This window comes from Orrella dioscoreae (assembly GCF_900089455.2).
Lineage (GTDB): Bacteria > Pseudomonadota > Gammaproteobacteria > Burkholderiales > Burkholderiaceae_B > Orrella > Orrella dioscoreae.
This window is the reverse complement of the sequence record NZ_LT907988.1, coordinates 1,643,799-1,670,636: the sequence shown is the minus strand read 5'-3', so window position 1 is coordinate 1,670,636 and position 26,838 is coordinate 1,643,799. Positions and strand designations below refer to the sequence as shown.

25 protein-coding genes are annotated in these 26,838 nt (G+C 67.6%); 6 read left to right on the top strand and 19 right to left on the bottom strand.

Annotated elements, in window-relative coordinates:
* Positions 1 to 73 precede the first annotated feature (73 nt).
* The 4 genes from ODI_RS07780 to ODI_RS07765 all read right to left on the bottom strand — a co-directional run bounded on the left by ODI_RS07780 (position 74) and on the right by ODI_RS07765 (position 4,688).
* A complete protein-coding gene (locus ODI_RS07780; protein ID WP_067759610.1) occupies positions 74 to 1,897 on the bottom strand; it encodes an acyl-CoA dehydrogenase in 1,824 nt (607 codons plus the stop codon).
* A gap of 89 nt (positions 1,898 to 1,986) precedes the next feature.
* Positions 1,987 to 2,916: an electron transfer flavoprotein subunit alpha/FixB family protein gene (locus ODI_RS07775; RefSeq protein WP_067759612.1), complete on the bottom strand. Its 930-nt coding sequence runs from the start codon at positions 2,914 to 2,916 to the stop codon at positions 1,987 to 1,989.
* Positions 2,917 to 2,918: 2 nt separating this feature from the next.
* Positions 2,919 to 3,668, bottom strand: a complete 750-nt coding sequence (locus tag ODI_RS07770; protein WP_067759615.1) for an electron transfer flavoprotein subunit beta/FixA family protein — start codon at positions 3,666 to 3,668, stop codon at positions 2,919 to 2,921.
* Between the two features lie 96 nt (positions 3,669 to 3,764).
* Entirely contained in the window at positions 3,765 to 4,688 is a 924-nt protein-coding gene (locus tag ODI_RS07765; RefSeq protein ID WP_067759617.1) for a histone deacetylase family protein, read from the bottom strand.
* Between the two features lie 10 nt (positions 4,689 to 4,698).
* On the opposite strand from ODI_RS07765, the gene mltB reads away from it, so the two are divergent.
* Positions 4,699 to 5,889 (top strand): lytic murein transglycosylase B, encoded by a 1,191-nt coding sequence (gene mltB / locus ODI_RS07760; RefSeq protein WP_067759620.1) that lies wholly within the window; start codon positions 4,699 to 4,701, stop codon positions 5,887 to 5,889.
* Positions 5,890 to 5,965: 76 nt separating this feature from the next.
* Here the strand turns inward: mltB and cysM are convergent, their stop codons facing one another.
* The 14 genes from cysM to gyrA form a co-directional block, all read right to left on the bottom strand.
* Positions 5,966 to 6,880 carry a cysteine synthase CysM gene (gene cysM / locus ODI_RS07755; protein WP_067759623.1) on the bottom strand — a complete coding sequence of 305 codons (915 nt, stop codon included), beginning with the start codon at positions 6,878 to 6,880 and terminating at the stop codon, positions 5,966 to 5,968.
* Between the two features lie 81 nt (positions 6,881 to 6,961).
* Positions 6,962 to 7,378, bottom strand: coding sequence for a ComEA family DNA-binding protein (locus ODI_RS07750; RefSeq protein ID WP_082985521.1), 417 nt, complete (start codon positions 7,376 to 7,378; stop codon positions 6,962 to 6,964).
* 150 nt (positions 7,379 to 7,528) lie between these two features.
* Positions 7,529 to 8,521, bottom strand: coding sequence for an ADP-glyceromanno-heptose 6-epimerase (gene rfaD, locus ODI_RS07745; protein WP_067759627.1), 993 nt, complete (start codon positions 8,519 to 8,521; stop codon positions 7,529 to 7,531).
* Positions 8,518 to 9,447, bottom strand: a complete 930-nt coding sequence (rfaE1, locus tag ODI_RS07740; RefSeq protein WP_067759630.1) for a D-glycero-beta-D-manno-heptose-7-phosphate kinase — start codon at positions 9,445 to 9,447, stop codon at positions 8,518 to 8,520. Before rfaE1 ends, rfaD begins: the two co-directional genes overlap by 4 nt.
* Positions 9,444 to 10,667 carry a lipopolysaccharide assembly protein LapB gene (gene lapB, locus ODI_RS07735; RefSeq protein WP_067759632.1) on the bottom strand — a complete coding sequence of 408 codons (1,224 nt, stop codon included), beginning with the start codon at positions 10,665 to 10,667 and terminating at the stop codon, positions 9,444 to 9,446. Before lapB ends, rfaE1 begins: the two co-directional genes overlap by 4 nt.
* A gap of 70 nt (positions 10,668 to 10,737) precedes the next feature.
* Positions 10,738 to 11,055 (bottom strand): LapA family protein, encoded by a 318-nt coding sequence (locus ODI_RS07730; RefSeq protein WP_067759634.1) that lies wholly within the window; start codon positions 11,053 to 11,055, stop codon positions 10,738 to 10,740.
* A 183-nt stretch (positions 11,056 to 11,238) separates the two neighbouring features.
* Positions 11,239 to 11,589, bottom strand: a complete 351-nt coding sequence (locus ODI_RS07725; protein ID WP_067759637.1) for an integration host factor subunit beta — start codon at positions 11,587 to 11,589, stop codon at positions 11,239 to 11,241.
* A 2-nt stretch (positions 11,590 to 11,591) separates the two neighbouring features.
* Positions 11,592 to 13,295, bottom strand: a complete 1,704-nt coding sequence (rpsA, locus tag ODI_RS07720) for a 30S ribosomal protein S1 (RefSeq protein ID WP_067759640.1) — start codon at positions 13,293 to 13,295, stop codon at positions 11,592 to 11,594.
* A gap of 169 nt (positions 13,296 to 13,464) precedes the next feature.
* Positions 13,465 to 14,139 carry a (d)CMP kinase gene (cmk, locus tag ODI_RS07715; protein ID WP_067759642.1) on the bottom strand — a complete coding sequence of 225 codons (675 nt, stop codon included), beginning with the start codon at positions 14,137 to 14,139 and terminating at the stop codon, positions 13,465 to 13,467.
* A gap of 52 nt (positions 14,140 to 14,191) precedes the next feature.
* A complete protein-coding gene (gene aroA / locus ODI_RS07710) occupies positions 14,192 to 15,514 on the bottom strand; it encodes a 3-phosphoshikimate 1-carboxyvinyltransferase (RefSeq protein ID WP_067759645.1) in 1,323 nt (440 codons plus the stop codon).
* Positions 15,511 to 16,422, bottom strand: a complete 912-nt coding sequence (locus tag ODI_RS07705) for a prephenate dehydrogenase (protein ID WP_067759647.1) — start codon at positions 16,420 to 16,422, stop codon at positions 15,511 to 15,513. Before ODI_RS07705 ends, aroA begins: the two co-directional genes overlap by 4 nt.
* A 19-nt stretch (positions 16,423 to 16,441) precedes the next feature.
* Positions 16,442 to 17,530, bottom strand: a complete 1,089-nt coding sequence (gene pheA / locus ODI_RS07700; protein ID WP_067759650.1) for a prephenate dehydratase — start codon at positions 17,528 to 17,530, stop codon at positions 16,442 to 16,444.
* On the bottom strand, positions 17,523 to 18,665 hold the full coding sequence (gene serC, locus ODI_RS07695) for a 3-phosphoserine/phosphohydroxythreonine transaminase (RefSeq protein ID WP_067759651.1): 1,143 nt from the start codon (positions 18,663 to 18,665) through the stop codon (positions 17,523 to 17,525). The genes pheA and serC overlap by 8 nt, the downstream gene beginning before the upstream one ends.
* 4 nt (positions 18,666 to 18,669) lie before the next feature.
* Positions 18,670 to 21,324 carry a DNA gyrase subunit A gene (gyrA, locus tag ODI_RS07690; RefSeq protein WP_067759654.1) on the bottom strand — a complete coding sequence of 885 codons (2,655 nt, stop codon included), beginning with the start codon at positions 21,322 to 21,324 and terminating at the stop codon, positions 18,670 to 18,672.
* Between the two features lie 373 nt (positions 21,325 to 21,697).
* Between gyrA and ompA the strand changes: the two genes are divergently transcribed.
* The 3 genes from ompA to gph all read left to right on the top strand — a co-directional run bounded on the left by ompA (position 21,698) and on the right by gph (position 23,853).
* A complete protein-coding gene (ompA, locus tag ODI_RS07685) occupies positions 21,698 to 22,294 on the top strand; it encodes an outer membrane protein OmpA (protein ID WP_067759656.1) in 597 nt (198 codons plus the stop codon).
* 141 nt (positions 22,295 to 22,435) lie between these two features.
* On the top strand, positions 22,436 to 23,155 hold the full coding sequence (ubiG, locus tag ODI_RS07680) for a bifunctional 2-polyprenyl-6-hydroxyphenol methylase/3-demethylubiquinol 3-O-methyltransferase UbiG (RefSeq protein ID WP_067759659.1): 720 nt from the start codon (positions 22,436 to 22,438) through the stop codon (positions 23,153 to 23,155).
* 20 nt (positions 23,156 to 23,175) lie between these two features.
* Positions 23,176 to 23,853 carry a phosphoglycolate phosphatase gene (gene gph / locus ODI_RS07675; RefSeq protein WP_074046863.1) on the top strand — a complete coding sequence of 226 codons (678 nt, stop codon included), beginning with the start codon at positions 23,176 to 23,178 and terminating at the stop codon, positions 23,851 to 23,853.
* Here the strand turns inward: gph and ODI_RS07670 are convergent.
* Positions 23,739 to 25,043 carry a GGDEF domain-containing protein gene (locus ODI_RS07670; RefSeq protein WP_157929737.1) on the bottom strand — a complete coding sequence of 435 codons (1,305 nt, stop codon included), beginning with the start codon at positions 25,041 to 25,043 and terminating at the stop codon, positions 23,739 to 23,741. The two genes, gph and ODI_RS07670, sit on opposite strands and share 115 nt — an antisense overlap.
* Positions 25,044 to 25,324: 281 nt before the next feature.
* On the opposite strand from ODI_RS07670, the gene ODI_RS07665 reads away from it, so the two are divergent.
* Positions 25,325 to 26,044, top strand: a complete 720-nt coding sequence (locus ODI_RS07665; RefSeq protein ID WP_067759666.1) for an autoinducer binding domain-containing protein — start codon at positions 25,325 to 25,327, stop codon at positions 26,042 to 26,044.
* 140 nt (positions 26,045 to 26,184) lie between these two features.
* Positions 26,185 to 26,826, top strand: a complete 642-nt coding sequence (locus ODI_RS07660) for an acyl-homoserine-lactone synthase (protein ID WP_231968215.1) — start codon at positions 26,185 to 26,187, stop codon at positions 26,824 to 26,826.
* Positions 26,827 to 26,838: the final 12 nt, after the last annotated feature.

Genomic DNA, 26,838 nt, shown 5'->3' with positions numbered 1-26,838 from the left:
GCGGCATGCGTCATGCATGACGGCCATTTTTGCAGCAAATCTCCGGGTTCTTAAATAAGCAAATTTAATAACCTTATGCAATGAGGGAGCCCGCCAGCGCAGCGCTGACGACGCCGCCGGCCTGCACGGCGGCCGCCTGCGCCGCCGCGCGCGGCAGGATGTGGCCGGCGTGGAAAACCGCCGTGGCGAACTTGTCGGCCCAGAACGGATCGGTGCTGCCCTCGCCCAGGTGGCGCTCGCAGGCCAGCGCCGCGCGCGCCATCTGCCAGCCCCCCGTCACGATCCCGGCCAGCATCAGGTAGGGCACGCTGCCGGCGAAGATGGTGCGCACGTCCTTCGGCGCCTCCTGCAGCAGGAAGGCCACGGTGCCCCGATAGGCCTGCACGGCGCCCTCCAGCTGGCGGGCGATCAGTTGCAGGCCTGCCTGGCGCGGCGACCCGGCCTCGGCCGCACGGCGCAATTCGGCCAGGGTCTTGTCGATCTCGGCGGCCAGGCCCTGCGCCACGGCGCCGGCGTCCCGCAAGGTCTTGCGGCCAAGGAAATCGTTGGCCTGGATGGCGGTGGTGCCTTCGTAGATGGGCAGGATGCGGGCGTCGCGGTAATGCTGGGCCGCCCCCGTCTCCTCGATGAAGCCCATGCCGCCATGGACCTGGATGCCCAGCGACGCGACCTCGACGGCCGTTTCGGTGGCGTAGCCCTTGACCACCGGCACCAGGTATTCGTACAGCGCCTGGCTGGCGGCGCGCTGTCCGGCATCGGCGTGCTGGTGGGCATGGTCCCGCGCGGCCGCCGCCACATAGGCCACGGCACGGTTGGCCTCGGTAAGCGCCCGCATGGTCAGCAGCAGGCGCTGCACGTCGGGATGGCGCACGATGGGCACCGGCCCGCTGGAGCCCTCCACCGCCCTGCCCTGCACGCGGTCGCGCGCATAGGCCAAGGCCTGCTGCGTGGCGCGCTCGGACACCGCGATGCCCTGGATGCCCACCGCATAGCGCGCGGCATTCATCATGATGAACATGTATTCCAGGCCCCGGTTGGCTTCGCCCACCAGGTAGCCGACGGCGCCTTCGCCCACCTCGCCCTTGCCGCTGCCATAGAGCAGCACGGCCGTCGGGCTGCCGTGGATGCCCAGCTTGTGCTCGAGCGATGCGCACCAGACGTCGTTGCGCTTGCCGGGCTCGCCCGCCTCGTTGGGCACGAACTTGGGCACGATGAACAGCGAAATGCCCTTCACGCCCGCGGGCGCGTCCGGCAGGCGGGCCAGCACGAGGTGGATGATGTTCTCCGCCATCTCGTGCTCGCCATAGGTGATGAAGATCTTCTGGCCCGACAAGCGGTAGCTGCCATCCGATTGCGGCACGGCGCGCGTCGCGACCAGCGCCAGGTCGGAGCCGGCTTGCGGCTCGGTCAGGTTCATCGTGCCGGTCCAGCGTCCGTCCAGCAGCGGCGGAATGTAGCGGGCCTTCTGGGCCTCGGTGCCCACCGTCAGCAGCGCTTCGATGACACCATCGGTCAGCAGCGGACACAAGGAGAACGACAGGCTGGCCGCATTCAGGTTCTCGCTGGTGGCGGCGGCCAGCACCTTGGGCAGGCCCTGGCCGCCCCACTCCTGGGGATGCTGCAGGCCCTGCCAGCCGCCTTGCGAGAACTCGGCGAAAGCCTCGGCATAGCCCGGCGTGACGGTGACCTCGCCGTCGCGCAAGGTGGGCGGCTGGCTATCGCCCTGGCGGTTCAGGGGCGCGATGACCTCCTGCACGAAGCGGGCGTTTTCCTCCAGCACGGCCTCGACGAGGTCGGCGCTCATTTCCTCGTTGCCCGGCAGGGCAAGGATGTCTTTCAGGCCGGCCAGCTCGTCCAGGACGAAGCGGATGTCACGCAGGGGGGCGGTGTAGCGCATGTCGTCTCCTCATTTTTCTACGCTGGAAGTGCAAACGGCCTGCAAGCATGTCGCTTGCAGGCCGTTGTCGGTCTCCGGGGCGGGTGGCCTCAGAGCGCCTTGGTCAACTCGGGCACGACCTGGAACAGGTCGCCCACCAGGCCGTAATCCGCCACGCCGAAGATCGGCGCCTCGGCATCCTTGTTGATGGCCACGATGACCTTGGAATCCTTCATGCCGGCCAAGTGCTGGATGGCGCCCGACACGCCCACGGCGATGTAGAGCTGGGGCGCCACGATCTTGCCCGTCTGTCCCACCTGCCAGTCGTTGGGGGCATAGCCCGCGTCCACGGCGGCGCGCGAGGCGCCGACGGCGGCGCCCAGCTTGTCGGCCAGCTCGTCCAGCAGCTTGAAGTTCTCGGCGCTGCCCAGGCCGCGGCCGCCCGAGATGACCACGCGCGCGGCGGTCAGTTCAGGGCGGTCGTTCTGGGCCAGCTCGCGGCCCACGAAGGCGCTCAAGCCCGAATCGGCCACGGCCTCGACGGTCTCGACCGAGGCGGAACCGCCTTCGGCGGCCACGGCGTCAAAGCCCGTGGTGCGCACGGTGATGACCTTCACCTTGTCGGCGCTTTGCACAGTGGCGATGGCGTTGCCGGCATAGATGGGGCGCTGGAAGGTATCGGGGGAGTCGACCGCGATGATGTCCGAGACTTGCGCGACGTCGAGGCGCGCGGCGACGCGCGGCGCGATGTTCTTGCCCCAGGCCGTGGCGGGGAACAGGATGTGTTCGTAGTTTTCCGCGACTGCCAACACCTGCTCGGCCACATTCTCGGCCAGGCCATCGGCCAGTTGCGGCGCCTGGGCCAGCAGGACCTTTGAGACGCCCGCCACGCGGGCGGCGGCATCGGCGGCGGCCTGCGCGGCATTGCCGGCGACCAGCACGTGGATGTCGCCGCCGATGGCGGCGGCGGCGGCCACGGTGTTCAGCGTGGCGGACTTCAGCGCGGCGTTGTCGTGTTCCGCAATAACCAGGATCGTCATCGTTACACCACCTTCGCTTCGTTCTTCAGTTTGTCGACCAGGGCCGCCACGTCGGCGACCTTCACGCCAGCCTTGCGCGCGGGCGGCTCGCTGACCTTCAGGGTCTTCAGGCGCGGCGCCACGTCCACGCCGAGGTCCTCGGGGGTGTGCGTGTCCAGCGGCTTCTTCTTGGCCTTCATGATGTTGGGCAGCGTCACGTAGCGCGGCTCGTTCAGGCGCAGGTCGGTGGTGACGATGGCCGGCAGCGTCAGCGACAGCGTTTCCAGGCCGCCGTCGATTTCACGCGTGACGACGGCACGGCCGTCGGCCACTTCCACCTTGCTCGCGAACGTGGCCTGGGGCCAGCCGAGCAACGCGGCCAGCATCTGGCCGGTCTGGTTCGCGTCGTCGTCGATGGCCTGCTTGCCCAGGATCACGAGCTGCGGCTGCTCCTTGTCGACCACGGCGCGCAGCAGCTTGGCGACGGCCAGCGGCTGCAGTTCGGCATCGGTCTGGACCAGCACGGCGCGGTCGGCGCCGATGGCCATCGCCGTTCGCAAGGTTTCCTGGCTTTGCGCGACACCGCAAGAGACCGCGATGACCTCGGCGGCCACGCCCTTTTCCTTCAGGCGGGTCGCTTCCTCGACCGCGATTTCGTCGAACGGATTCATGGACATCTTCACGTTGGCGATGTCCATGCCGGACTGGTCCGACTTCACGCGAACCTTGACGTTGTAGTCAACGACCCGCTTGACGGGTACGAGCACCTTCATCCCGCAATCTCCTTGTTCATGGTCGGCGGCGCGGACCACGTGTCCGCCTGGCCTTCTCTTGGCGTGGATAATCAATCGCCCGATTCTACAGCTTCACTACAACTTGGCGAGCACCCGGACATGGGCCACCACGCTGCGGCCCAGCGCCGACAGGCTGTAGCCCCCTTCCAGCAGGCTCACCACACGGCCCCGGGCATGGCGCTCGGCCACGGCCAGCACTTGTTCGGTGATCCAGGCATAGTCGGCCTCGACCAGGCCGAGCTGGCCCATCTCATCCTCGCGGTGCGCGTCGAAGCCCGCCGAGACCAGCACCAGCTCGGGCCGGAAGGCATCGAGCCGCGGCAGCCAGTCGCGCGTCACGATGTCGCGCACCTGCGGGCCGCCGGCATAGGCAGGCACCGGCACGTTGAGCATGTTTTCGCCTGCGGGCGGCGCGCCCGTGTCGGGAAACAGGCCGCGCTGGAAGATGCCACACATCAGCACGCGCGGGTCGTTGGCAAGCATCGCCTCGGTGCCATTGCCGTGATGCACGTCAAAGTCGATGACGGCCACGCGCGACAGGCCGTGCGCCTCCAGCGCATGCCTGGCGGCAATGGCCACGTTGTTCAGGAAGCAGAAGCCCATGGCCCGGTCCGGCAGCGCATGGTGGCCCGGCGGGCGCACGGCGCAGAAGGCGGTGTTCGCCTCGCCGCCCAGCACCGCGTCGACCGCCGCCACGCCGGCACCGGCGGCCAGCCGGGCCGCATCCAGCGTGTGGCGGTTCATCAGCGTATCGGGGTCGATGGGCTGGTAGCCCTCGGCCGGCGATTCGCTGGCCAGGCGCGACAGGTAGGCAGGATCGTGCACGCGCAGGATCTGCGCGTCGGTCGCGGGCGCGGCGTCGCGCTCGACCAGCCAGGGCATGACGCCGCTGGCCAGCAACTGGTCTGAAATGGCATCCAGCCTCTCCGGGCATTCGGGATGCCATGCGCCCATCTCATGCAGGCGGCAGACGGCATGGGTAAGATACAGGGTCTCCATAAGGATGATTATGTTCATCAGCACGCGTTTCCTGCAAATGGGCGCGCTGGCCCTGGCTCTGGCGGGCTGCGCCAGCTCCGGGGGCACGACCGCCGCCCTGAATGCCCCGCCCACGCCTTCCGCCAGTCCCGCCGCACAGAAGAAGGCTGCCCAGGCCCCCGCGCCGCAGCCTGCCGCCCAGTCCGAGGACGTCCCCGAACCCGCCGTCTCCGAGCGCGACATCAAGCGCTATGCCGCCACCCTGGCCGCCGAGCGCGGCCTCGACCCAGCCCGCGTACAGGCGCTCCTGAATTCCGCCCGCTACAACGCCACGGTGGCGCGCCTGATCGCGCCGCCGGCGGCAAGGCCGGACGGCGCCAAGCCCCAGCGCAGCTGGCCCGCCTACCGGCAGCGCTTCGTCGAGCCCATCCGCATCCGCGCAGGCGTCGCCTTCATGGCCGAGAACGCCCAGGCCCTGGCACGCGCGGAAAGCCGCTATGGCGTGCCGGCGGACATCATCGCGGCCATCATCGGCGTCGAAACGCTCTACGGCAAGCACATGGGCAACTTCCGCGTGCTCGATGCCTTGGCCACGCTGGCCTTCGACTACCCGGACCCCAAGCGGCCCGACCGCGCCGAGATGTTCCGCACCCAGTTGGGCGACCTGATCGAACTGTCGGCCAAGGACGGCGTGGACGCGGCCAGCGTGCGAGGCTCGTATGCCGGCGCCATCGGCCTGCCGCAATTCATGCCCGGCAGCATCCTGCGCTATGCGGTGGACGGCAACGGCGACGGCAAGATAGACCTGATCAACGACGTGGACGACGCCATCCAGTCCGTGGCGAATTTCCTGGTGGAGCACGGCTGGCAGCGTGGCCTGCCGGTCTTCGCCCCGGTGCGCCTGCCCGCCGATCCTTCGGGTCTCGTCGACGGTGGGCTGAGTCCGCACCTGGATTGGGCCGGCATGCAGGCGGCTGGCGCCGTGCAGCTTGGCGCGACGCCCGCCGAAGGCGCCGCCATCGCCGCCTGGCAACGCGCCGGACTGGGTGTCATCAACCTGCCCGACGAGCCGACCGACACCGTGCAGTACCGCACCGGCACGCCGAACTTCTTCGCCCTGACGCACTACAACCGCAGCTATTTCTACGCCACCTCGGTCTCCGACCTGGCCGACGCCCTGCGTGACGCGCGGCTGCGACGCCAGGCCGAAGCGCCCCGCTGAAAAGTCCGCCGCATGCGGAAAGCCCCGCCGCTTCGATGAAGCGGCGGGGCTTTTTTTCACTGGCGGATGCCGGCTATCAGGCGGGCGGGTTGAACACGCCCGTCGACAGGTAACGGTCGCCCCGGTCGCACACGATGAAAACGATGGTGGCATCCCGCACGGTTTCGGCCAGGCGCAGGGCGCCCACCAGCGCGCCGCCCGATGACACGCCCGCGAAGATGCCCTCTTCCGCCGCCAGCCGCCGCGCCATGACTTCCGCGTCGCGCTGCTCGATGGAGGCGAAGCTGTCGACCAGGCTGGCGTCATAGATGCGCGGCAGGTAGGCCTCTGGCCACTTGCGGATGCCGGGAATCTGCGAGCCCTCGGCGGGCTGGGCACCCACCACGTGCACGGCGGGATTCTGCGACTTGAGATACCTCGACACGCCCATGATGGTGCCGGTCGTGCCCATGGCGCTCACGAAGTGCGTGACGCGGCCGCCCGTCTGCGTCCAGATCTCGGGGCCGGTGCTGTCGATGTGCGCCTGCGGATTGTCGGGATTGGCGAACTGGTCCAGCACCTTGCCGCGGCCCTCGGCCTGCATGCTGGTGGCAAGGTCCCGCGCATATTCCATGCCGCCCTTGTCGGCCGGCGTCAGGATCAGCTCGGCGCCATAGGCCGTCATGGCCGCGCGCCGCTCCAGCGACAGGTTGTCGGGCATGATGAGGATCATGCGGTAGCCCCGCATGGCGGCCACCATGGCCAGCGCGATGCCGGTGTTGCCGCTGGTGGCCTCGATCAGCGTGTCGCCCGGCTGGATGTCGCCGCGCGCCTCCGCGCGCCGGATCATCGACAGCGCGGGACGATCCTTCACCGAGCCGGCCGGGTTGTTGCCTTCGAGCTTGGCGAGGATGACGTTGCCGCGCGCCTGGCCGGCCTCACCCGGCAGGCGCTGCAGGCGCACGAGCGGGGTATTGCCGACGGTTTCTTCCAGAGTGGGATAGGTATGCATGGCGGGAATATTACCCGTTCGGCCGCGGGCTGCGCGATTCCGCCCACGGCCGGCGGGGTCATCCCGGATTGCGCGGTCCGCCTAGCGCTTCGCCGGACCGGCAGAGGCCTCGCGCGCCCTGCCTGCGGGCACAGCCGGCGGCGTGTCCTTGGCGGAGGCCTGCAGGCCTGCCGACTCGAGGTCCTTCAGGCGCTTGGGCCCCAGGCCGCGCACGCGCTCGCCCAGGTCCTGCAGCGATGCGAACGGGCCACCGCGCTGGCGCTCGTCGATGATGACCTGGGCCGTCTTGGGGCCGATGCCTTTCAGCGCATCGAGCTGGGCGGCCGTTGCGGCATTGAGGTCCAAGGCATGGGCGGGCCCGGCCGCCGCCAGGCCCAGCCCCAGCGCGAGCGCGGCGGCGCGGCCCCTGGCGCGGCGGGAACGCCCCGCGCGCGGCGCGCGAAAGGAGCAAGGCTGCGCCACGGGACGGGCGACAGTGGGATGCAGAAAGGGATTCATGCGCGTCTCTCCTGAAAGCGCCGGCTGCCCCCTGGCAACCGGCATGCTTCCATGATGCGCGCCCGCATCGCCGCGCGGCGCGGAAGTGCCGCGCAAGAGCCATGCGTGGGAACCGAGACGCGCGTCATCGGCCCCGGGGCAGGACGCGGCTCAGCGCCTGGCCAGCCAGTCCTTCACGTACTCGGACACGCCCGTGGCCACGTCGCGCATCGGTGCGTCGAAACCGGCGGCGCGAAGGCGGGACACATCCGCCTGCGTATAGCTCTGGTAGCGCCCCTTCAGGTCGTCCGGGAAGGTGATGTAGCGCAGGAAGCCGCGCTCGACCAGGTCCTCCAGCGGCAGCGTTTCCTTGCCGGCGCCTTCGCGCAGCGTGTTGACCACGGCCATCGCCACGTCATTGAAGGGTTGTGCGCGGCCCGTGCCGCAGTTGAAGACGCCCGAGTATTCCGGATGATCCAGGAAGTGCAGGTTGACCGCGACGACGTCTTCCACGGAGATGAAGTCGCGGCTTTGCGCGCCGTCGGCATAGCCGTCCCAGCCGCCGAACAGGCGCACCTGCCCATCGGCCACGAACTGGTTCATGTTGTGGAAGGCCACCGAAGCCATCCGGCCCTTGTGCTGTTCCTGCGGGCCATAGACATTGAAATAGCGCAGGCCCACCACCTGCGCGGTCAGCCCCGCCGCCATGCGCTGGCGCAGCACCTGGTCGAAGAGCAGCTTGGAATAGCCATAGACGTTCAAGGGATGCTCGTTGGCCGGGTCTTCGGCATAGACGGGACCCGCGCCATAGACGGCCGCCGACGAGGCATACAGGAAGGGAATCCGGCGTGCCTGGCAGAACTCGAACAACTCCAGCGTGACGCGGTAGTTGTTGTCCATCATGTAGCGGCCATTGCGCTCGGTGGTGTCCGAGCAGGCGCCCTGGTGCAGCACGGCGCGGATCTCGGGCAGATTGCCCTCGGCCACGCGGCGGCGGAATTCATCGCGGTCGAGATAATCGGCGACCTGGCCGCGCGCCAGGTTGATGAACTTGTCGCCCTCGGTGAGATCGTCCACCGCGATGATGTCGGTGATGCCCCGTGCATTCAGGCCCTTGACGAGATTGCTGCCGATGAAACCCGCGGCTCCGGTGACGACGATCATGACAACTCTCCTGCGGTAACGATGGACGTGCCGAGCTTGCCGACGACGATGCCGCCTGCGCGATTGGCCCAGCGCATGGCGCCGGACCAGTCCATGCCGGCGGCGCGCGTGACGGCCAGGGTGGCCAGCACGGTATCGCCCGCGCCCGACACATCAAAGACTTCGTGGGCCTGGGCGTCGACGTGATCGCGCCCGGCATCGGTGAACAGGGTCATGCCCTGCTCGGAACGGGTTACCAGCAAGGCCTGCAGGCCGAGTTCCTGGCGTAGCGCCTGCGCGCGGCTTTCCAGTTGCGCTTCGGTGCTCCATGCGCCCACCGCCTGCTGCATCTCGGACCGGTTGGGCGTGACCAGGGCGGCGCCATGGTAGCGGCTGTAGTCATCGCCCTTGGGATCGACCAGCACCGGCACGCCCGCCGCGCGCGCCTGCGCGATCAGGGTCTGCACGCGCGCAAGCGCGCCCTTGGCATAGTCGGACACGACCAGCACGTCATGGCTGGCGATCAGCTCGGCGTAGCGGGCATCCAGGGCGTCCAGCGCCGCGGCGCCCGGGTGCTCCTCGAAATCCACCCGCAACAGCTGCTGCTGGCGGCCCAGCACGCGCATCTTCAGCGTGGTGGGATGCTGCGGATCGGCCGGCAGTTCGGCGCGAATGCCCGCCTCGGCGGCCATGCTGGCGATGATCGCGCCCGGTTCGTCCTGCCCGACCACGCCCAGCAGGCTGGCCTGGGCGCCCAGCGCCACGATGTTGCGGGCGACGTTGGCCGCACCGCCCAGGCGGTCTTCACGGCGGGCGACCCGCACCACCGGCACGGGCGCCTCAGGGGAAATACGATCGACTTCGCCGAACCAGTAGCGGTCCAGCATCACGTCGCCGACGACCAGTACGCGCGCACGCGCGACGGCCTCGATGGGGAAAGACGTCATTCCAATTCTTCCAGGCGGCGGGGCCGGTAGGTTTCCCAGGCGTTGCAGCCGGGGCATTGCCAGTAATAGCGGCGCGCCTGGAAGCCGCAGGCGCGGCACGCATAGCGATCCAGGCGCTGCGTGTGCTTGTGGATGAGCGAGCGCAGCAAGGCCAGGTCGGCGCCGGGCACGACGCCTTCCTGCGGCGCGCTGCCCGGGTTGGCGGCCAGTTCGGCCTCGAGCAGGCGATCCAGGCCCAGCAGGGACGGGTTCTGGCGCAAGGCCTTGCGGGCGAATGCCCAGGCCGGGCCCGCGCCTTCCTGCACACGCAGTTCGCGGAACACCACGTTGAACAGGTCCAGCGAGGCGTGCTTGTCGTATTGCGCCTGCAGCAGGGCCAGGCCCTCGGCAGCCTGCCCGGCCGCGCGATAATTGTTCAGCACCGATTCCGCGACCAGGCCGGCGAACTCGGGCGAGCCCGACAGCACCGACTCCAGCTGCAGGCGTTCGCGCTTGGCATCGCCGTCCAGCGCGGCCAGGCGTGCCCGCAGCATCGCCACCCGCACGCTCGAGGCAGGCACGTTGCCCGCATTGCTGCTGGCGCCGCGCAAGGCGTGCTCGGCGGCGTCCAGCGCGGCCTGCGCCTGATCGACGTTCGGCGGATTGGCGGCCAGGGCCGATTGCGCCTGTTCGCAGTGATAGTGCACGCGCTGCGGCACCGGCTCGTCAACCAATTGGCGCAGCGTCTTGACCGCCTCGATGGCACGCGACCAGTCGTGCTCGGACTCATAGATGCGGATCAACGAGCGCAATGCCGGCAAGGCGAAGCGCGTGTCCTTCAGCAGTTCGAAGGCTTCCTCGGCGCGGTCCAGCATGCCGGCCTTCAGGTAATCCTGCGCCAGCTCGTGCTGGGCATGTTCCCGCTGCGTCTGCGGCAGGTCGGCGCGCGCCAGCAGGCTCAGGTGCACGCGGATGGCGCGCTCCATTTCACCGCGGCGGCGGAAAAGACTGCCCAGCGCAAAGTGCAGCTCGGTGGTCTCCGGATCCAGCTTGGCCACTTCGACGAACGCGTCGATGGCGCGGTCGGGCTGCTCATTCAGCAGGAAGTTCAGCCCGCGGAAATAGGAGTCGGGCAGGCTGCGGTTCTCCGACAGCATCTGCCGGATATCCACGCGCGCCGCGATCCAGCCCAGGCCGAAAAGCACGGGCACGAAAATGAGCCACCAGGGTTCAAAATCCACGGCAAGACACTCGCTAAAGACGAAACAGGAAAACAGGCCGCGCAGCGTTCACGCACGCGCGGCGCAGCGCTCAGAGGGGCGAGAGCGGGGCGATCGTCTCGGGCGCCACGGTGGCGGGATTGGGCGGCGCGACGGCTGCCTGCAGCCGCTCGATCTCACGGCGCAGGCGCGCGGCTTCGCGGCGGCGGCGCAAGGCGCCGGGCACGGTCAGCAGCAGGCCGAACAGCGTGCCCACGACGAACACCGTCAGCATCACGACGATCAGCGGCACGTCATGGACGACATGGTCGCCATAGAAGTTGACCGCCACGGGACCGGTATTCTTCAGCGCGAACAAGAGCACGACGATGAAGACCAGCAAACGCAGAGCCCAGACCAGATAGCGCATGACGATGCTCCAAAGTGCTGCCCACCCCGAGGCGCCTGCGCGTGCCTCCCTCCTTTGCGAGGGCGACGCTGGCGTACCGGCTGAGCAACGAAGATATAAAGGGCGATTCTACTTCGCCCCCGTTTGAATTGAAAAAGCCGTCCTTGTGGGACGGCTTCTTGTGCCGGAAGGCACCGGCGAGGATTACGCTTCGATGTGGCGATCGACCGTGTCGATCACTTCCTCAACATAACCTGCCGGCTGGCCGGCAGCGGTACCAAGATCGACTTTTTCTCGCAGCTCCTTGCCGGCCTTGAAGTGAGGCACCTGCTTGCCAGGCACCATCACCTGCTCTCCCGATTTGGGATTGCGGCCGACACGCGGAGCGCGCAGCGACAACGAAAAACTGCCGAAACCGCGAATCTCGATGCGTTGGCCGGCGGCCAGCGCCTGGGTCATCGCATCGAGGACGGTCTTGACGGCGTAATCGGTATCGCGGGCGGCCAGCTGAGGGTAGCGGGCCGCCAGCGCCGCGATCAATTCCGACTTGGTCACGCTTAACCGTCGTTGCGCTGTTGATCCAGCTTGGCCTTCAGCAGGGCGCCCAGATTGGTCGTACCCGACGAAGCGCTGGCATCGGACATGCGCTGGATGGTTTCAGCCGTTTCCGCGTTGTCGCGAGCCTTGATCGACAGCTGGATCGAACGCGCCTTGCGGTCGACGTTGATGATCATGGCTTCGATGTTGTCGCCCACGCTCAGGACCGTGCCGGCGTCTTCGACGCGGCCAGCCGAGAGTTCGGAAGCGCGCAGGTAGCCTTCGACTTCCACCGACAGCGTGACGACGGCGCCCTTGGGCTCGACCGACTTCACGGTACCGGGGACGACAGCGCCCTTCTCGTAGGTGGCCACGAAGTTGTTGAAGGGATCGCCTTCCAGCTGCTTGATGCCCAGCGAGATGCGTTCCTTCTCGACGTCGATGCCCAGCACCACGGCTTCGACTTCGTCGCCCTTCTTGAAGTTGCGGACGGCTTCTTCGCCAGCTTCGGCCCACGACAGGTCGGAGAGGTGGACCAGGCCGTCGATGCCGCCTTGCAGGCCGACGAACACGCCGAAGTCGGTGATCGACTTGATGGCGCCGCGAACCTTGTCACCGCGCTTGAAGTTCGTCGAGAACTCTTCCCACGGATTCTGGCGGCACTGCTTCATGCCGAGCGAGATGCGGCGACGGTCTTCGTCGATTTCCAGGACCATGACTTCGACTTCTTCGCCCAGGGTCACAACCTTGCGCGGATCGACGTTCTTGTTGGTCCAGTCCATTTCGGAGACGTGCACCAGGCCTTCGATGCCGGCTTCCACTTCAACGAACGCGCCGTAGTCGGTGAGGTTCGTGACCTTGCCGAACAGGCGGGTGCCTTGCGGGTAGCGGCGAGCCAGGCCCACCCACGGATCTTCGCCCAGTTGCTTGACGCCCAGCGAGACGCGGCTCTTTTCCTGGTCGAACTTGAGGACCTTGGCTTCCACTTCCTGGCCCACTTGCAGGACCTCGGAGGGGTGACGCACGCGGCGCCATGCCATGTCGGTGATGTGCAGCAGGCCGTCGATGCCACCCAGGTCCACGAACGCGCCGTAGTCGGTGATGTTCTTGACCACGCCCTTGACCACGGCACCTTCGTGCAGCGTCTCGAGCAGCTTCTGGCGCTCTTCGCCCATGCTGGCTTCCAGCACGGCACGGCGCGACAGCACGACGTTGTTGCGCTTGCGATCGAGCTTGATGACCTTGAATTCGAGGGTCTTGCCTTCGTACGGGGTCGTGTCCTTGACAGGACGCAGGTCGACCAGCGAACCGGGCAGGAAGGCGCGGATGCCGTTGGTCATGACGGTCAGGCCGCCCTTGACCTTGCCGGTGATCGTGCCGGTGACCAGTTCGTTGTTGTCCAGCGACTGTTCCAGCGACAGCCAGGCCGACAGGCGCTTGGCGCGGTCGCGCGACAGGATGGTGTCGCCGTAGCCGTTTTCGAGCGAGTCGATTGCCACGGAGACGAAATCGCCGGGGCTGACTTCCAGCTCGCCCTGGTCGTTCAGGAATTCTTCCAGGGGAATCAGGGCTTCGGACTTCAGGCCGGCGTTGACCACGACGAAGTTGTGGTCGATACGCACCACTTCGGCGCTGATGACCTCACCGGACTTCATGTCCTGGTTCTTGATGCTTTCGGCAAACAGATCGGCAAAGCTTTCGCCGCCAAGTACGGAAGTAGACATTGAGATGGGTCCATTGGGCCGCAAGGCCCAGATTTGCACACCCGATGAACGGCTTTCAACCGCTCGGGTGGAGTTCACAAACCTTGCCGGCCGCGGGGTTGTTGATCGCTGCCTGCAAGGACGGGGGGGTTAACAGCCATTCACCAAGATTGGCCCGCCGAGTCCGTGGTCAGCGCGCACGCGCTTTCCAGAGATCCAGGATGGCCTGTATGGTTTGCCGGGCGCTCAATCTCGAGGAATCGAGCTCCACGGCGCCTTCCGCGGGAGCGAGCGGCGCGACCTGGCGATTGGCATCGCGCGCGTCGCGTTCGCGCATATCGCGCAGAAGGTCTGCCAAGTTAGCAGAAATTCCCTTTTCGATCAACTGCTTACACCGTCTTTCCGCGCGCGCCTCGACATCGGCCACCAGAAACACCTTCAGGGCCGCATCGGGAAACACCACGGACCCCATGTCGCGGCCGTCCGCGACCAGCCCCGGCGGCTGCCGGAACGCCCGCTGGCGGGCCAGCAAGGCCGCGCGCACCGCGGGCAGCGCCGCCACGCGGGAGGCCAGGTTGCCGATGGCTTCCTGGCGGATGGCCTCGCAGACGTCGTCGCCGTCGAGATAGATACGCCCGGATGAAAACAGGACATCCAGCCCCAGGGCCACCTGGCCCAGCGCCGCCTCATCGGTCTCGTCCACGCCGCGCCGGGTCGCGGCCAGGGCGGTCAGGCGATAGAGGGCGCCGCTGTCCAGCACCTGCCAGCCCAGGGCCTCGGCCACGCCGTGGGCCACCGTGCCCTTGCCGGACGCAGTGGGACCGTCGATGGCGATGACGGGAACCGTACTCGCGTTGTCGTTCATTGCAAATCCATCGCCACGCCTGGCCGGCGCGGCTATACGGTAGGGACGCCGCTCAGCCGGTAACCAGGCTGGCGTAGACGTCGAAGTAATCAGGGAAAGTCTTGGCCACGCAGCCCGGATCCAGGATGCGGACGGCGGCCGGGCCGAAAGCGGCCAGCGAAAAACACATCGCCATGCGGTGATCATCCCAGGTCCCGATGTGCGCGTCACGCCAGGTGCCCGCGGCGGGCGGGGTCACGCGCAGCCAGTCCTCGCCGGACGCCACCGTCGCGCCCAGCTTGGTGAGCTCGGTCTGCATGGCGTGGATGCGGTCGGTTTCCTTCACGCGCCAGCTGCCGATGTTGCGCAGCAGGCACGGGCCGTCGGCGTACAGCGCCAGGGCCGCCGCCGTCATGGCGGCATCCGGGATCAGGTTGAAATCGGCGTCGAACGCCTTGAGCGTCTGGCCTTCGGCGACCCGCACGCCGCTGGCCTCGATCCAGTCGGGGCCGTGCGTGATGGTGGCGCCCATGGCCGCCAGCGTCTGCGCGAAGGCCACGTCGCCCTGGATGCTGTCGGCGCCCACGCCGGTGACGCGCAAGGGGCCGCCGCCGATGGCGCCCAGCGCCAGGAAATACGACGCCGACGAGGCATCGCCCTCGACCTGCACGCGGCCGGGCGAACGATAGGCGCTGCCGGCTTCCACCGTGAAGCGCTGCCAGCCGTCACGCGTGACGGCGACGCCATAGCGCGCCATCAGGTTCAGCGTGATGTCGATGTACGGCTTGGAGATGAGATCGCCCGCCACCTCGATGACCAGCGGCCTGCCCGTGCCGCGCACGACCAGCGGCGCGGCCAGCAGCAGCGCGGTCAGGAACTGGCTGGACACATTGCCCTGCACGCTGACGCGCTCGGCGCCGCCGCCGGCAAAGGCGCCGATGGCCAGGGGCGGATAGCCGGGATTGCCTTCGTAATCAATGGCGGCGCCCAGGCCGCGCAACGCGTCGACCAGGTCCCCGATGGGACGCTCGTGCATGCGGGGCACGCCCGACAGACGGTACTGGCCGCCCAGCAGCGCCAGGGCGGCGGTCAAGGGACGGAAAGCCGTGCCGGCATTGCCCAGGAAGATGTCGGCCTCGGCCACCGGAAAACGCGCGACACCGTCGACGCGCACCACGCCATCGGCCCCCTGCTCCACCGACACGCCCAGCTGGCGCAGCGCCTGCAGCATGACGCGCGTGTCGTCGGAGTCGAGCAGGCCCGCGATCTCGGTGCGGCCTTCGGCCAGCGCGGCCAGCAGCAGCACGCGGTTGGAAATGCTCTTGGAGCCCGGCAGGGCCACGGTGCCCGCGGCACGGCGCGCGGGGGGGAGATCGAGATAGTCGAGATGGCTCATCGCAGGTTCTCTTGCCAGTTGCGCCGGGCATCCGACGCCAGTGTCAGCCACTGGAGCAGCGCCTCGCCGTCCTCGTCCCGCAGCGCATGTTCGGCGCGTTCCAGCACCGCGCGCAAGGCGTCGAGTTCACGCAGCATGGCAGTCTTGTTGGACAGGAAAATGTCTCGCCACATCTCGGGCGAACCGCCCGCGATGCGCGTGAAGTCACGGAATCCGGTGCCCGCCAGGCCCAGCCGCAAGGCGGCGTCGTCGGACAACGCGATCTGGGCCATGTAGGCGGCCGCCAGCCAGTGCGGCAAGTGGCTGACCGCGGCGAACACGGAATCATGGGTGGCGGGATCCAGCCGGCGCACGGTCGCGCCACAGGTTTCCCACAAGGCTTGCACCCGGGCCACGTCGGCGTCGGCGTTTTCCGGCAGCGGAGCCAGGACCACGTCGCGGCCCCGGTACAGGCCGGCATGCGCGGCGGCAGGCCCCGAGGCATGCGAACCTGCAATCGGGTGTCCCGGCACGAAGCAGCCCACGCGCTCGCCCAGCGCGTCGCGCGCGGCGGCCACCACATCCTGCTTGGTGCTGCCGGCGTCGGTCAGGATGGCGCCGGCACGCAGGTGCGGCAGCATGGCGGACAGCGTGGGGCCCAGCGCGGCCACGGGCGTGGCCAGCAGGATCACATCCGCGCGCGCAGCAGCAGACGCCAGCGTGGCGATCTCGTCGATCAGGCCCAGCGCGCGCGCCTCTTCCAGCGAGGCGGTATTACGCCCCACCCCCAGCACCTGTCCCACGGCGCCCGCCTCGCGCAGCGCCTGGGCGAAGGAGCCGCCGATCAGGCCCACGCCGACCACGGCCAACACCGGGACCGGATCCGGAACCATTGGCGTGCGCGCTTTCGGCGTTGACGTGGCAGTCATGCGCCGGCTCCGCGCCGCGTCATTGCGCGGGATACGAGCCCAGCACCTTGAAGAAGGCAGCCTGGGACTCGAGCGTCGCGAGCGTGCGCGCCACCGCCGGATCGTCGCGGTGGCCCTGCACGTCGACGTAGAAGAAATATTCCCACTGGCCGGTGCGGGCTGGTCGGGATTCGAAACGGGTCATGGACACGCCATTGGCGGCCATGGGCGACAGCATGTCGTAGACCGCGCCGGCGCGGTTGGGGACGGCCAGGATGAGGCTCGTCTTGTCGCGGCCGCTGGGCAGCGTGTCGATCTTGCCGATGGCAAGGAAGCGCGTGCGGTTGTGCGGATCGTCCTGGATGCCGGCCGACACGATCTCCAGTTTCCAGGCGCGCGCCGCCGCTTCGCCGGCAATGGCCGCGGCGGTGGGGTCGGACGCGGCCAGGCGGGCGGCCTCGGCATTGCTGGACACCGGCACGCGCTCGAGCGTGGGATGCAGGCGGCCCAGCCAGCCCTGGCACTGCGCCAGCGACTGCGGATGCGAATAGACCCGGGTCACGCCCTCCATGCTGCCATTGCGCGTCATGAGGCAATGGCGGATGACGAGCGAGCGCTCGCCCAGGATGCGCAGCGGCGAGGTCAGCAGCAGATCCAGCGTGCGGTTGACGGCGCCTTCGGTGGAATTCTCCACCGGCACCATGCCCACGTCCGCCTGGTCGGACTCGACCGCGCGGAAGACTTCGTCGAAGGACGGGCAGGCCAGGCCCTGGATGGCATGGCCGAACTGCTCGAAGGCCGCCTGCTCGGAAAACGACCCTTGCGGCCCCAGGAAAGCAGCCGTCAGCGAACGTTCCAGGCCGCGGCAGGCCGAAATGATCTCGGTCCAGACGGCAGCGATGGCGTCCGCCGGAAACGGCGCGCCGTGCTCGCTGGCCTGCAGCCGGCGGATCACCTGGGATTCGCGCTCGGGACGCAGCACGGGGCCATCCGCGTGGGCGGCATGCTTGACGTCACCCACGGCCTGGGCGGTGCGGGCCCGTTCGGCCAGCAGCGTGAGGATCTGGGTATCGATGGCGTCGATGCGGTCGCGCAGGGGCGCGAGCTTGGCCAGCAGGGCGTCATCCATGCGTGCGCTCGAATTCCTTGAGATATTGAACCAGCGCTTCCACGCCGGCCAACGGCAGGGCGTTGTAGATGGAGGCGCGCATGCCGCCCACGCTCTTGTGGCCCTTCAGTTGCGTGAGGCCCGCGGCCTCAGCGCCCGCCAGGAAAGCGGCGTCCTGCGCGGCATCGGCCAGCACGAACGGCACGTTCATGCGCGAACGCACGGGTGCGTGGATGGGGTTGCGATAGAACGACGATCCGTCCAGGAAGCCATAGAGCAGGTCGGCCTTGGCGCGGTTGGCGGTTTCGATGGCGGCCAGGCCGCCCTGCCCCAACAGCCACTTGTAGACCAGGCCCGCGACATAGATGGCGTAGGTCGGCGGCGTGTTGTAGCGCGAGGATTCCGCCGCCACGTTGGCGTAGTCGAACGCCGTCGGGCAGATGGGCAACGCATGGCCCAGCAGGTCGCGGCGGATGATGACCACCGTGACGCCAGCCGGGCCGGCATTCTTCTGGGCGCCGGCGTACATCATGCCCACACGGCTCACGTCCATGGGACGCGACAGGAAATGCGAGGAGGCGTCCACCACCAGCGGCACCTCGGGCGCGCCCAGCGCGGCCGGCTCGGGCCAGTCCATGAACTCCACGCCGCCGATGGTCTCGTTGCTGCACAGGTGCAGATAGGACGCGTCGGGACGGACGTGCCAGTCGGACACCGGCGGCACCCAGGTCCAGGGCGCCTGTTCCCGGCCATCGAGCACCGTGGCCGCATCGCTGGCGGCCGCCACCTGGGCGTCGCCGTAGCGGTTGGCTTCCTTGTGCGACCGGCGCGACCAATGGCCGGTCAGCACATAGTCGGCCACCGGCGCACCGCGCCGGCCGATCAGGTTCAGGGGCACGATGGCGTTTTCCGCCGTGGCGCCGCCCTGCATGAACATCACGGCATAGTCATCCGTGACGCCCAGCAGCGTGCGCAGGTCGGCCTCGGCCTCGTCGCAGATCTGCACGAACTGCTTGCCGCGATGGCTCATTTCCATCACCGACATGCCGCAGCCGTGCCAATCCAGCATTTCCGCGGCAGCCTGCTCCAGCACCGGCACCGGCAGCACCGACGGACCGGCAGAGAAGTTCCAGGGGCGAGTCTTCGCCTGGGTCATGGTCTTATTCCTCTTCGCCGCCAGCGGGCGCCTCGCCACCCTCGGCCGGGGCGACGCCCTCGGCCAGGTCTTCCTCGTCCTCGCCGACATCGGCATCGCTTTCGACCACGCGGCGCACGCCCGACAGATGGCTGCCGTCGTCCACGCTGATGAGCGTGACGCCTTGCGTGGCGCGGCCCATTTCGCGGATTTCCGCGACGCGGGTGCGCACCAGCACGCCGCCCGTGGTGATCAGCATGATCTCGTCGGACGGCATCACCAGCACGGCGCCCACGACCTTGCCGTTGCGGGCGGAGGTCTGGATGGCGATCATGCCCTTGGTGCCACGGCCGTGGCGCGTGTACTCGAGGATGGGGGTGCGCTTGCCATAGCCGTTTTCGGTGGCGGTCAGCACGCTTTGCGACTCGTCGCCGGCCACCAGCATGGCGATGACCGTCTGGCCCTCTTCCAGCATCATGCCGCGCACGCCGCGGGCGTTGCGGCCCATCGGACGCACGTCGTTCTCGTCGAAGCGCACGGCCTTGCCGGAATCGGAGAACAGCATCACGTCGTGCTTGCCGTCGGACAGGTCCGCACCGATCAGGAAGTCGCCCTCGTCCAGGTCGACGGCGATGATGCCGGCCTTGCGGGGGTTGGAGAAATCGGACAGCGGGGTCTTCTTGACCGTGCCGCGCGAGGTCGCCATGAAGACGTAGTGGTCTTCGCTGAATTCCTTGACGGGCAGCACCACCGTGATCTTCTCGCCATCGCTCAGCGGGAACATGTTCACGATCGGGCGGCCACGCGAATTGCGCGTGCCCTGCGGCACTTCCCAGACCTTCAGCCAATAAACGCGGCCGCGGTCGGAGAAGCACAGCAGGAAGTCGTGCGTGTTGGCGATGAAGAGCTGGTCGACCCAGTCGTTTTCCTTCATGGCCGTGGCCTGCTTGCCTCGGCCGCCACGGCGCTGGGAACGGTACTCGGACAGCGGCTGGCTCTTGATGTAGCCGCCAGCCGAGAGCGTCACGACCATGTCGAGCGGCGTGATCAGGTCTTCGGTATCCAGCTCGGTGGCGTTCAGCTCGATGTGCGAACGGCGCGCGTCCTTGCCGTTGGCGGTGAACTCGGCCTTGATGGCCTGCAGCTCGTCGCCGATGATGGTCGTGATGCGCGCAGGCGTGGCCAGGATGTCCAGCAGGTCGGCGATGGCGGCCATGACGTCCTTGTACTCGCCGACGATCTTGTCCTGCTCCAGGCCCGTCAGGCGCTGCAGGCGCATGTTCAGGATTTCCTGGGCCTGGCCTTCGCTCAGGCGATAGCGGCCGTCGGCCTGCAGGCCGCACTCCTCCGGCAGGTTCTCCGGACGATAGGCGGCGCGGCCGCCCGAGGTCTCGGTGTCGGCGCGCGACAGCATCTCGCGCACCAGCGAGGAATCCCAGTCGCGGTTCATCAGCTCCTGGCGCGCCACCGGCGGCGTGGGCGCTGCCTTGATGATCGCGATGAAGTCATCGATGTTGGCCAGCGCGACGGCCAGGCCTTCCAGCACGTGGCCGCGCTCGCGGGCCTTGCGCAGCTGGAACACCGTGCGGCGGGTGACCACTTCGCGGCGATGCAGCAGGAAGTAATGCACCATCTGCTTCAGGTTGAGCAGGCGCGGCTGGCCATCGACCAGCGCGACCAGGTTCATCCCGAAGGTGTCCTGCAGTTGCGTGTGCTTGTAGAGGTTGTTCAGCACGACCTCGGGCACTTCGCCGCGCTTCAACTCGATGACAAGGCGCATGCCGTCCTTGTCGGATTCGTCGCGGATGTCCGAGATGCCTTCGATCTTCTTGTCGTTGACCAGCTCGGCGATGCGCTCCTGCAGCGTCTTCTTGTTGACCTGGTAGGGCAGCTCGTCGACCACGATGGACTGGCGGTTGCCACGCTCCATGTCCTCGAAGTGCGTCTTCGCGCGCATGATCAGGCGGCCGCGGCCCGTGCGATAGCCTTCGCGCACGCCGGACATGCCGTAGATGATGCCGCCCGTGGGGAAATCCGGCGCCGGGATCAGCTCGATGAGCTCATCGACCGTGCACTCGGGATTGCGCAGGGCGAACAGGCAGCCGTCCACCACTTCGCCCAGGTTGTGGGGCGGGATGTTGGTGGCCATGCCCACGGCGATGCCCGAGCTGCCGTTGACCAGCAGGTTGGGCAGGCGCGAGGGCAGCAGCAGCGGCTCGCTTTCGCTGCCGTCATAGTTGGGCCCGAAATCGACCGTCTCCTGGTCGATGTCGGCCAGCAGTTCGTGGGCGATCTTGGCCAGGCGGATTTCGGTGTAACGCATGGCGGCGGCGTTGTCGCCGTCGATGGAGCCGAAGTTGCCCTGGCCATCCACCAGCATGTAGCGCAGGGAGAAATCCTGCGCCATGCGGACGATGGTGTCGTAAACGGACTGGTCGCCGTGCGGGTGGTATTTACCGATCACGTCACCGACGATACGCGCCGACTTCTTGTAGGCACGATTCCAGTCGTTGTTCAGCTCGTGCATGGCGTAGAGCACGCGGCGATGCACGGGCTTCAAGCCGTCGCGCACGTCCGGGAGTGCCCGGCCCACGATCACGCTCATTGCGTAATCGAGGTAGCTGCGGCGCATTTCTTCTTCCAACGAAATTGGAAGAGTTTCCTTGGCGAAGGAATCCATAGGCTGAGGCGTCTATCTATATATATAGAGGGCTGACCCTTCACAGGGTAAGCCGTGGATTCTATCACCCGCCCTCCGGAGCGCCGCTGCCCAGGATTTGAGCAAGGCATGCAAGCGCCCCCTTTTGCTTGTTGCCAAAAACCAACAGCAACTCGCGGCATCCGGGAGAAATGCCCGCATCCAGCCAGAATGGGGCTCCCAGGGCAATCCAAAGGCTGGCAAATGCCTTAAGATTGTTTCCAGCACGCAGGAAACCCAGTAGGCGATTCTTTGACCGTGCTTTAGCCGTTGCTATACTGGCCCCGTTTTCCTGATATGCAGCGGGGGTTCGCTGCGAGTCACTTATCCAGCTTCAAGCTCAACGAGGAGAAACATGAACAAGCCCTCCAAATTCGCTCTGGCGCTTGCCTTTGCCGCCATGACGGCGTCGGGTGCAGCTTCCGCTCAAACCGTCGACAACTGGCGCAGCGCTTTCGGTGATGTCTGGAAGAACGGCACCAACGAACTGTGCTGGCGCAATGCGTTCTGGACCCCCGCGACCGGCATCCCCGGCTGCGACGGCGTTCCGGTCGCTCAAGCTGCCCCGGCCCCCAAGCCCGTTGCTCCTACCCCGACTGCCAGCAAGGTCGTCTTCAACGCTGACACCTTCTTCGACTTCGACAAGGCTACGCTGAAGCCCGAAGGCCGCCAGCTGCTGGATCAAGTTGTCGCCCAAACGCGCAGCATCAACCTCGAGACCATCATCGCCGTCGGCCACACCGACTCGACCGGTCCGGAAGCCTACAACCAGAAGCTGTCGGAGCGCCGTGCCGCCGCCGTCAAGACCTACCTGGTTCAGCAAGGCGTGGATACCAACCGTATCTACACCGAAGGCAAGGGCGAGCTGGAACCCGTCGCCGACAACAAGACCCGTCAGGGCCGCGCGCAAAACCGTCGCGTGGAAATCGAAATCGTCGGCACCCGCCGCTAATTTCGGTTTCGTCTCGCCTCCTCCGGGAGGCGATACAATCAAAGGGCCTCGCATCGCGAGGCCCTTTTTTTCTGGCCCGCCACATCCAGGCCAGCGCGCGCCCAGGCGCGCGTGCCCTCCTCCCCTGCCGTCGAGCTGCCCATGACCACCACCCACGCCCGAGCCACCCCGAACGTCGATCAATCGGAACTGGACAAGTTCAGTGCGCTGGCCGCGCGCTGGTGGGACCCGACCAGCGAATTCAAGCCCCTGCACGCCATCAATCCGCTGCGCCTGGGCTGGATCCGTGAATTGGCCGGCGAACTGCGCGGCAAGGAAATCCTGGACGTGGGCTGCGGCGGCGGCATCCTGGCCGAAAGCATGGCGGCTGCCGGCGCGCAGGTCACGGGCATCGACCTGGCGCAGAAATCGCTGCAGGTCGCCCGCCTGCACGGCCTGGAAAGCGGCGTCAAGGTGGATTACCAGGCCATCAGCGCCGAAGACATGGCCGTCCAGCACCCGGGACGCTTCGACATCGTGACCTGCATGGAAATGCTGGAGCACGTCCCCAACCCTGCTTCCATCGTCTCGGCCTGCGCCGCGATGGTCAAGCCGGGCGGCTGGGTGTTCTTCTCCACGCTGAACCGCAACCCGAAGTCCTTCCTGTTCGCCATCGTGGGCGCCGAATACGTGCTGCGCCTGCTGCCGCGCGGCACGCACAGCTACGAAAGCTTCATCCGCCCCAGCGAACTGGCCGCCGCCGCGCGCCAGGCGGCGCTCGAGCCCGTGCAGTTGCGGGGGCTGGAATACAACCCCTTCGGCGACCGCTACAGCCTGTCGGCCGACACGTCCGTCAACTACCTGATGGCGACCCGCAAATGAACGGTCAACCTGACAGCCGACTGGCCGGCCTGGTCCTCTTCGACTTCGACGGGACGCTGGCCGACACCGCCCCCGACCTGGCGGCCGCCGCCAACCTGCAACGTGCACGCCGTGGCCTGCCCGACCTGCCGCTGGCGCAATTGCGCCCGGTGGCCTCGCACGGCGCGCGCGGCCTCTTGCGCGTGGCCCTGGACATGCAGCCCGACCATCCGGAATACGAAGAGACACGCCGGCGATTCCTGGACGACTACGAAGCCGCCATGACGGTGCACACCACGCTCTTCCCGGGCATGGACGCGCTGCTGGACCGGCTGGAAGCCAATGGCCTGCAATGGGGCATCGTCACCAACAAGATGGAAAGGCTGGCCCTGCCCATCATCGCGCACCTGGGCCTCACGCCGCGCTGCGCCGCGATCGTCTGCGGCGACACCACCGCGCACGCCAAGCCGCATCCGCTGCCGCTGCTGCATGCCGCCCGACTGGCGAACGTCACGCCGGACCGCTGCGTTTACGTGGGCGACGACCTGCGCGACATCCAGGCGAGCCGCGCCGCGGACATGCCCGCCATTGCCGCCGCCTATGGTTATTGCGATGGCGGCGTCGACAGCTGGGAAGCCGACATCAACGTCGAAACGCCCGAGGCGCTATGGCCTGCCATCGGCGCACTGCTGGGCAGGTCGGCTGCGCCTGCCACCTGAGACGGCGCGGCGGGCGCCAGCAAAGGCACGATCATGCCGGCGGGACCCACCGCCTGCTTCCTGCCTCGTGCCTTCGCGTCGTACATGCGCTGATCGGCCAGCGCAATGAATGCCGTCCACCCGGCCGACCCGTCGGCCAGCCGCTCCGCCAGGCCGATGGAGGCGCCGAGCGGCGCATCGTCCGGCGTGCGGCCAAAGCCCTGTTCACGCAAGCGCGCCAGCCAGGCCTGCTGGTCGGCGACGGTGGCCCCCGGCATCAACACCACGAACTCCTCGCCGCCCCAGCGCGCCAGCACGTCGCCCGGACGCAGGCTGCGCCGCAAGGCCTGGGCGAATTGCACCAGCACCTGGTCTCCCACCTGGTGGCTGAAGCGGTCATTGATCCGCTTGAAATGATCGATGTCGCAGAAGGCCAGGCCATAGTGGCCGTTGACGGCCTGCGCGGCGGCAAAACCGCGCTCCAGCATCTCGACGCCTGCGCGCCGCGCCAGCGCACCGGTCAAGGAATCCGTCATCGCGCGCGTGACCAGGCTTTCCATGTAGTGCGATTGCGCCATGCCCGAGAAGAATGACACGCCGATGGCCATGCCCATGAACCAGAAGGTCTTGCCGTGCTCGAGCCAGGACATCGACTGGCCGGACCATTCGAAGCCAAGCAAAGCCGTGACGAACATCGGCAGCCCCAGCAGCAGGATCTCCAGCGCCGACAACGGGAAGATGGCCAGGCCTGCCAGCACCACGGTGGGCATCAGCGCGTAGAGCTGCATGATGCCCTGCTGTGCGGGCGTCAACGCCCCGTCGCCCACCACCCACAGCGACGCCAGGTAGAACAGGGGGGGCACCATGACCATGCCCAGCAGCCGGGCGAGCGCGTACCGGTACGGATGCTCGGACGCCTGCGCCCTTGCCGGCAGGGCCAGCAGGATGAAGATGAACGCGGCCAGCAGCCGCAGGCCCAGCAGGCCCAACGCGGTGCCCCGCTCGAACACCAGCAGATCCACGGCCGCGCACAGTGGCACCAGCACGGCGAACAGCACCGAGATGAGCCGCACGCGCGCGAGGATCACCGATGCGGCATTGCGGCGCACCAGCGCGGATCGGCCGAAAGGCGTCGCCAATCGCAGCAACTGGCGCTCGGACGGGGTCGTCGGGGCGACGATGTCATCTAGAAAGTGTCGCCAGGCTGGCATGGTGGGCTCTACAGGAATGCGGCACGGCAATTTTCGCGCATGGCCCCGGCAAGCGCTCTGACGCAGATCAGGCCGCGGCGCAAGCGCCCCCCCATCGGAAAGAGGCTCGCAGGCAGGCGTGCTCGGCCCCGGCAAGGGTAGGTTTTCGTCACATCCACCCGATATCCCAAAACTTGCCAATGGCTGTAACATCAGCGGACAAGCAAGCCCGCCGCTCCCCCACAGAGCGGGCGCATCCGGGGGTTCATGCAGTAGGCGCCATGGTGCCAGGAGACAACGCAATGAACCAATGGGTGCAGGAACTGCTGGCCTTGGCGCTGTTCGACGAGACCGCCAGCGAGCAGGCCGTGTTCCGCAAGATCCAAGCCACCGCGCGCGCACTCGGATTCGAATATTGCGCCTATGGCCGCCGCGGCCCGCTGCCCCTGAGCAAGCCCGCGGTGCAAATGATCAACACCTATCCGGCAAGCTGGCAGACGCACTATGCGCGCGCCGGCTATCTCGCCGTCGACCCCACGGTGGCGCACGGCCGGCGCAGCACGCAGCCACTGGTCTGGAACGATGCCATCTTCGCCGCGACGCCCGAACTCTGGGCGGATGCCCGCGCGGCCGGCCTGCGGGTAGGCTGGGCGCAATCCAGCCTGGATGGGTATGGGGTCGGGGGCATGCTATCGCTGGTTCGCTCGAAGGAGCCGCTGGGACTCGCGGAACTGGCCGCCAAGGAAGCCGCCATGCGATGGCTGACACAGGTCACGCACCTCACGATGTCGCGTGCCATGGGCCCGGCGCCGCAAGGCCATGCGTCCGTCAGCCTGACGCCGCGCGAAACCGAGATACTGAAGTGGCACGCCGACGGCAAGACCGCCGAGGAGATCTCGGACATTCTCCTGATCTCGGTGGACACCGTGAAATTCCATACGCGCAACGCGGCCCAGAAACTGGGCGCCCCCAACAAGACCGCCGCCGTGGTGCGCGCCGTCATGCTCGGCCTGCTGAACTGATCCCCCTTGCCTCCGGCGGAGCGGACGTTGCCTGCCTGCCACGAACCTCGTGAGCACGAGCGCCCTACCCAAAAGGGGAGTTTCACAAATCCGCATGAACCTGTGGAATGTGTGTACTGCGTTGTCACAGGACGGCCAATGTGGAAATTCTTGCTGGCACCCCCAATCACCTGCCCCCGGGATTGATGTCCGGGCTCGCGCGTTACCGCCACAAGGTCTTCGTGGAAATGCTGGGATGGAAGCTTCCCTGCGAGGGCGGGCTGGAGTTCGACCAGTTCGACCGGCCCGACACGCTGTATGTCGCGGCACGCTGCAAACGCAGCGGCCGCCTGGTGGGCAGCGCGCGCCTGCTGCCCACCAACCGGCCGTATCTGCTGGGAGAAATATTCCCGGATCTCATGCAAGGCATACCTGTCCCGCATAGCGAACAGGTCTGGGAGCTGTCCCGCTTCGCTGCAGTGGACTTCTCCTCGCCCACGCATGATGGCCCGGCCGGGCAATTCTCCTCCCCCGTCGCCATCGAACTGTTGCGGGTCGCGTTGGCCGCGGCGGCCGCACAGGGCGCACGGCGCCTCATCACCGTTTCCCCGCTGGGCGTCGAACGCCTGTTGCGCCGCGCCGGTTTCCAGGCGCGTCGCGCGGCGCCTCCGATCCAGGTCGACGGCCATGCGCTCTTCGCCTGTTGGATCGAAGTGCCTCGCCCGAACACGCCGCCTCAACGACTGAGCGGGCGTCACCGCCTACCTGGCTTGGTAGTTGTTGGCGCGGGAGGCTGCCTGTGAAATAGGCTACGC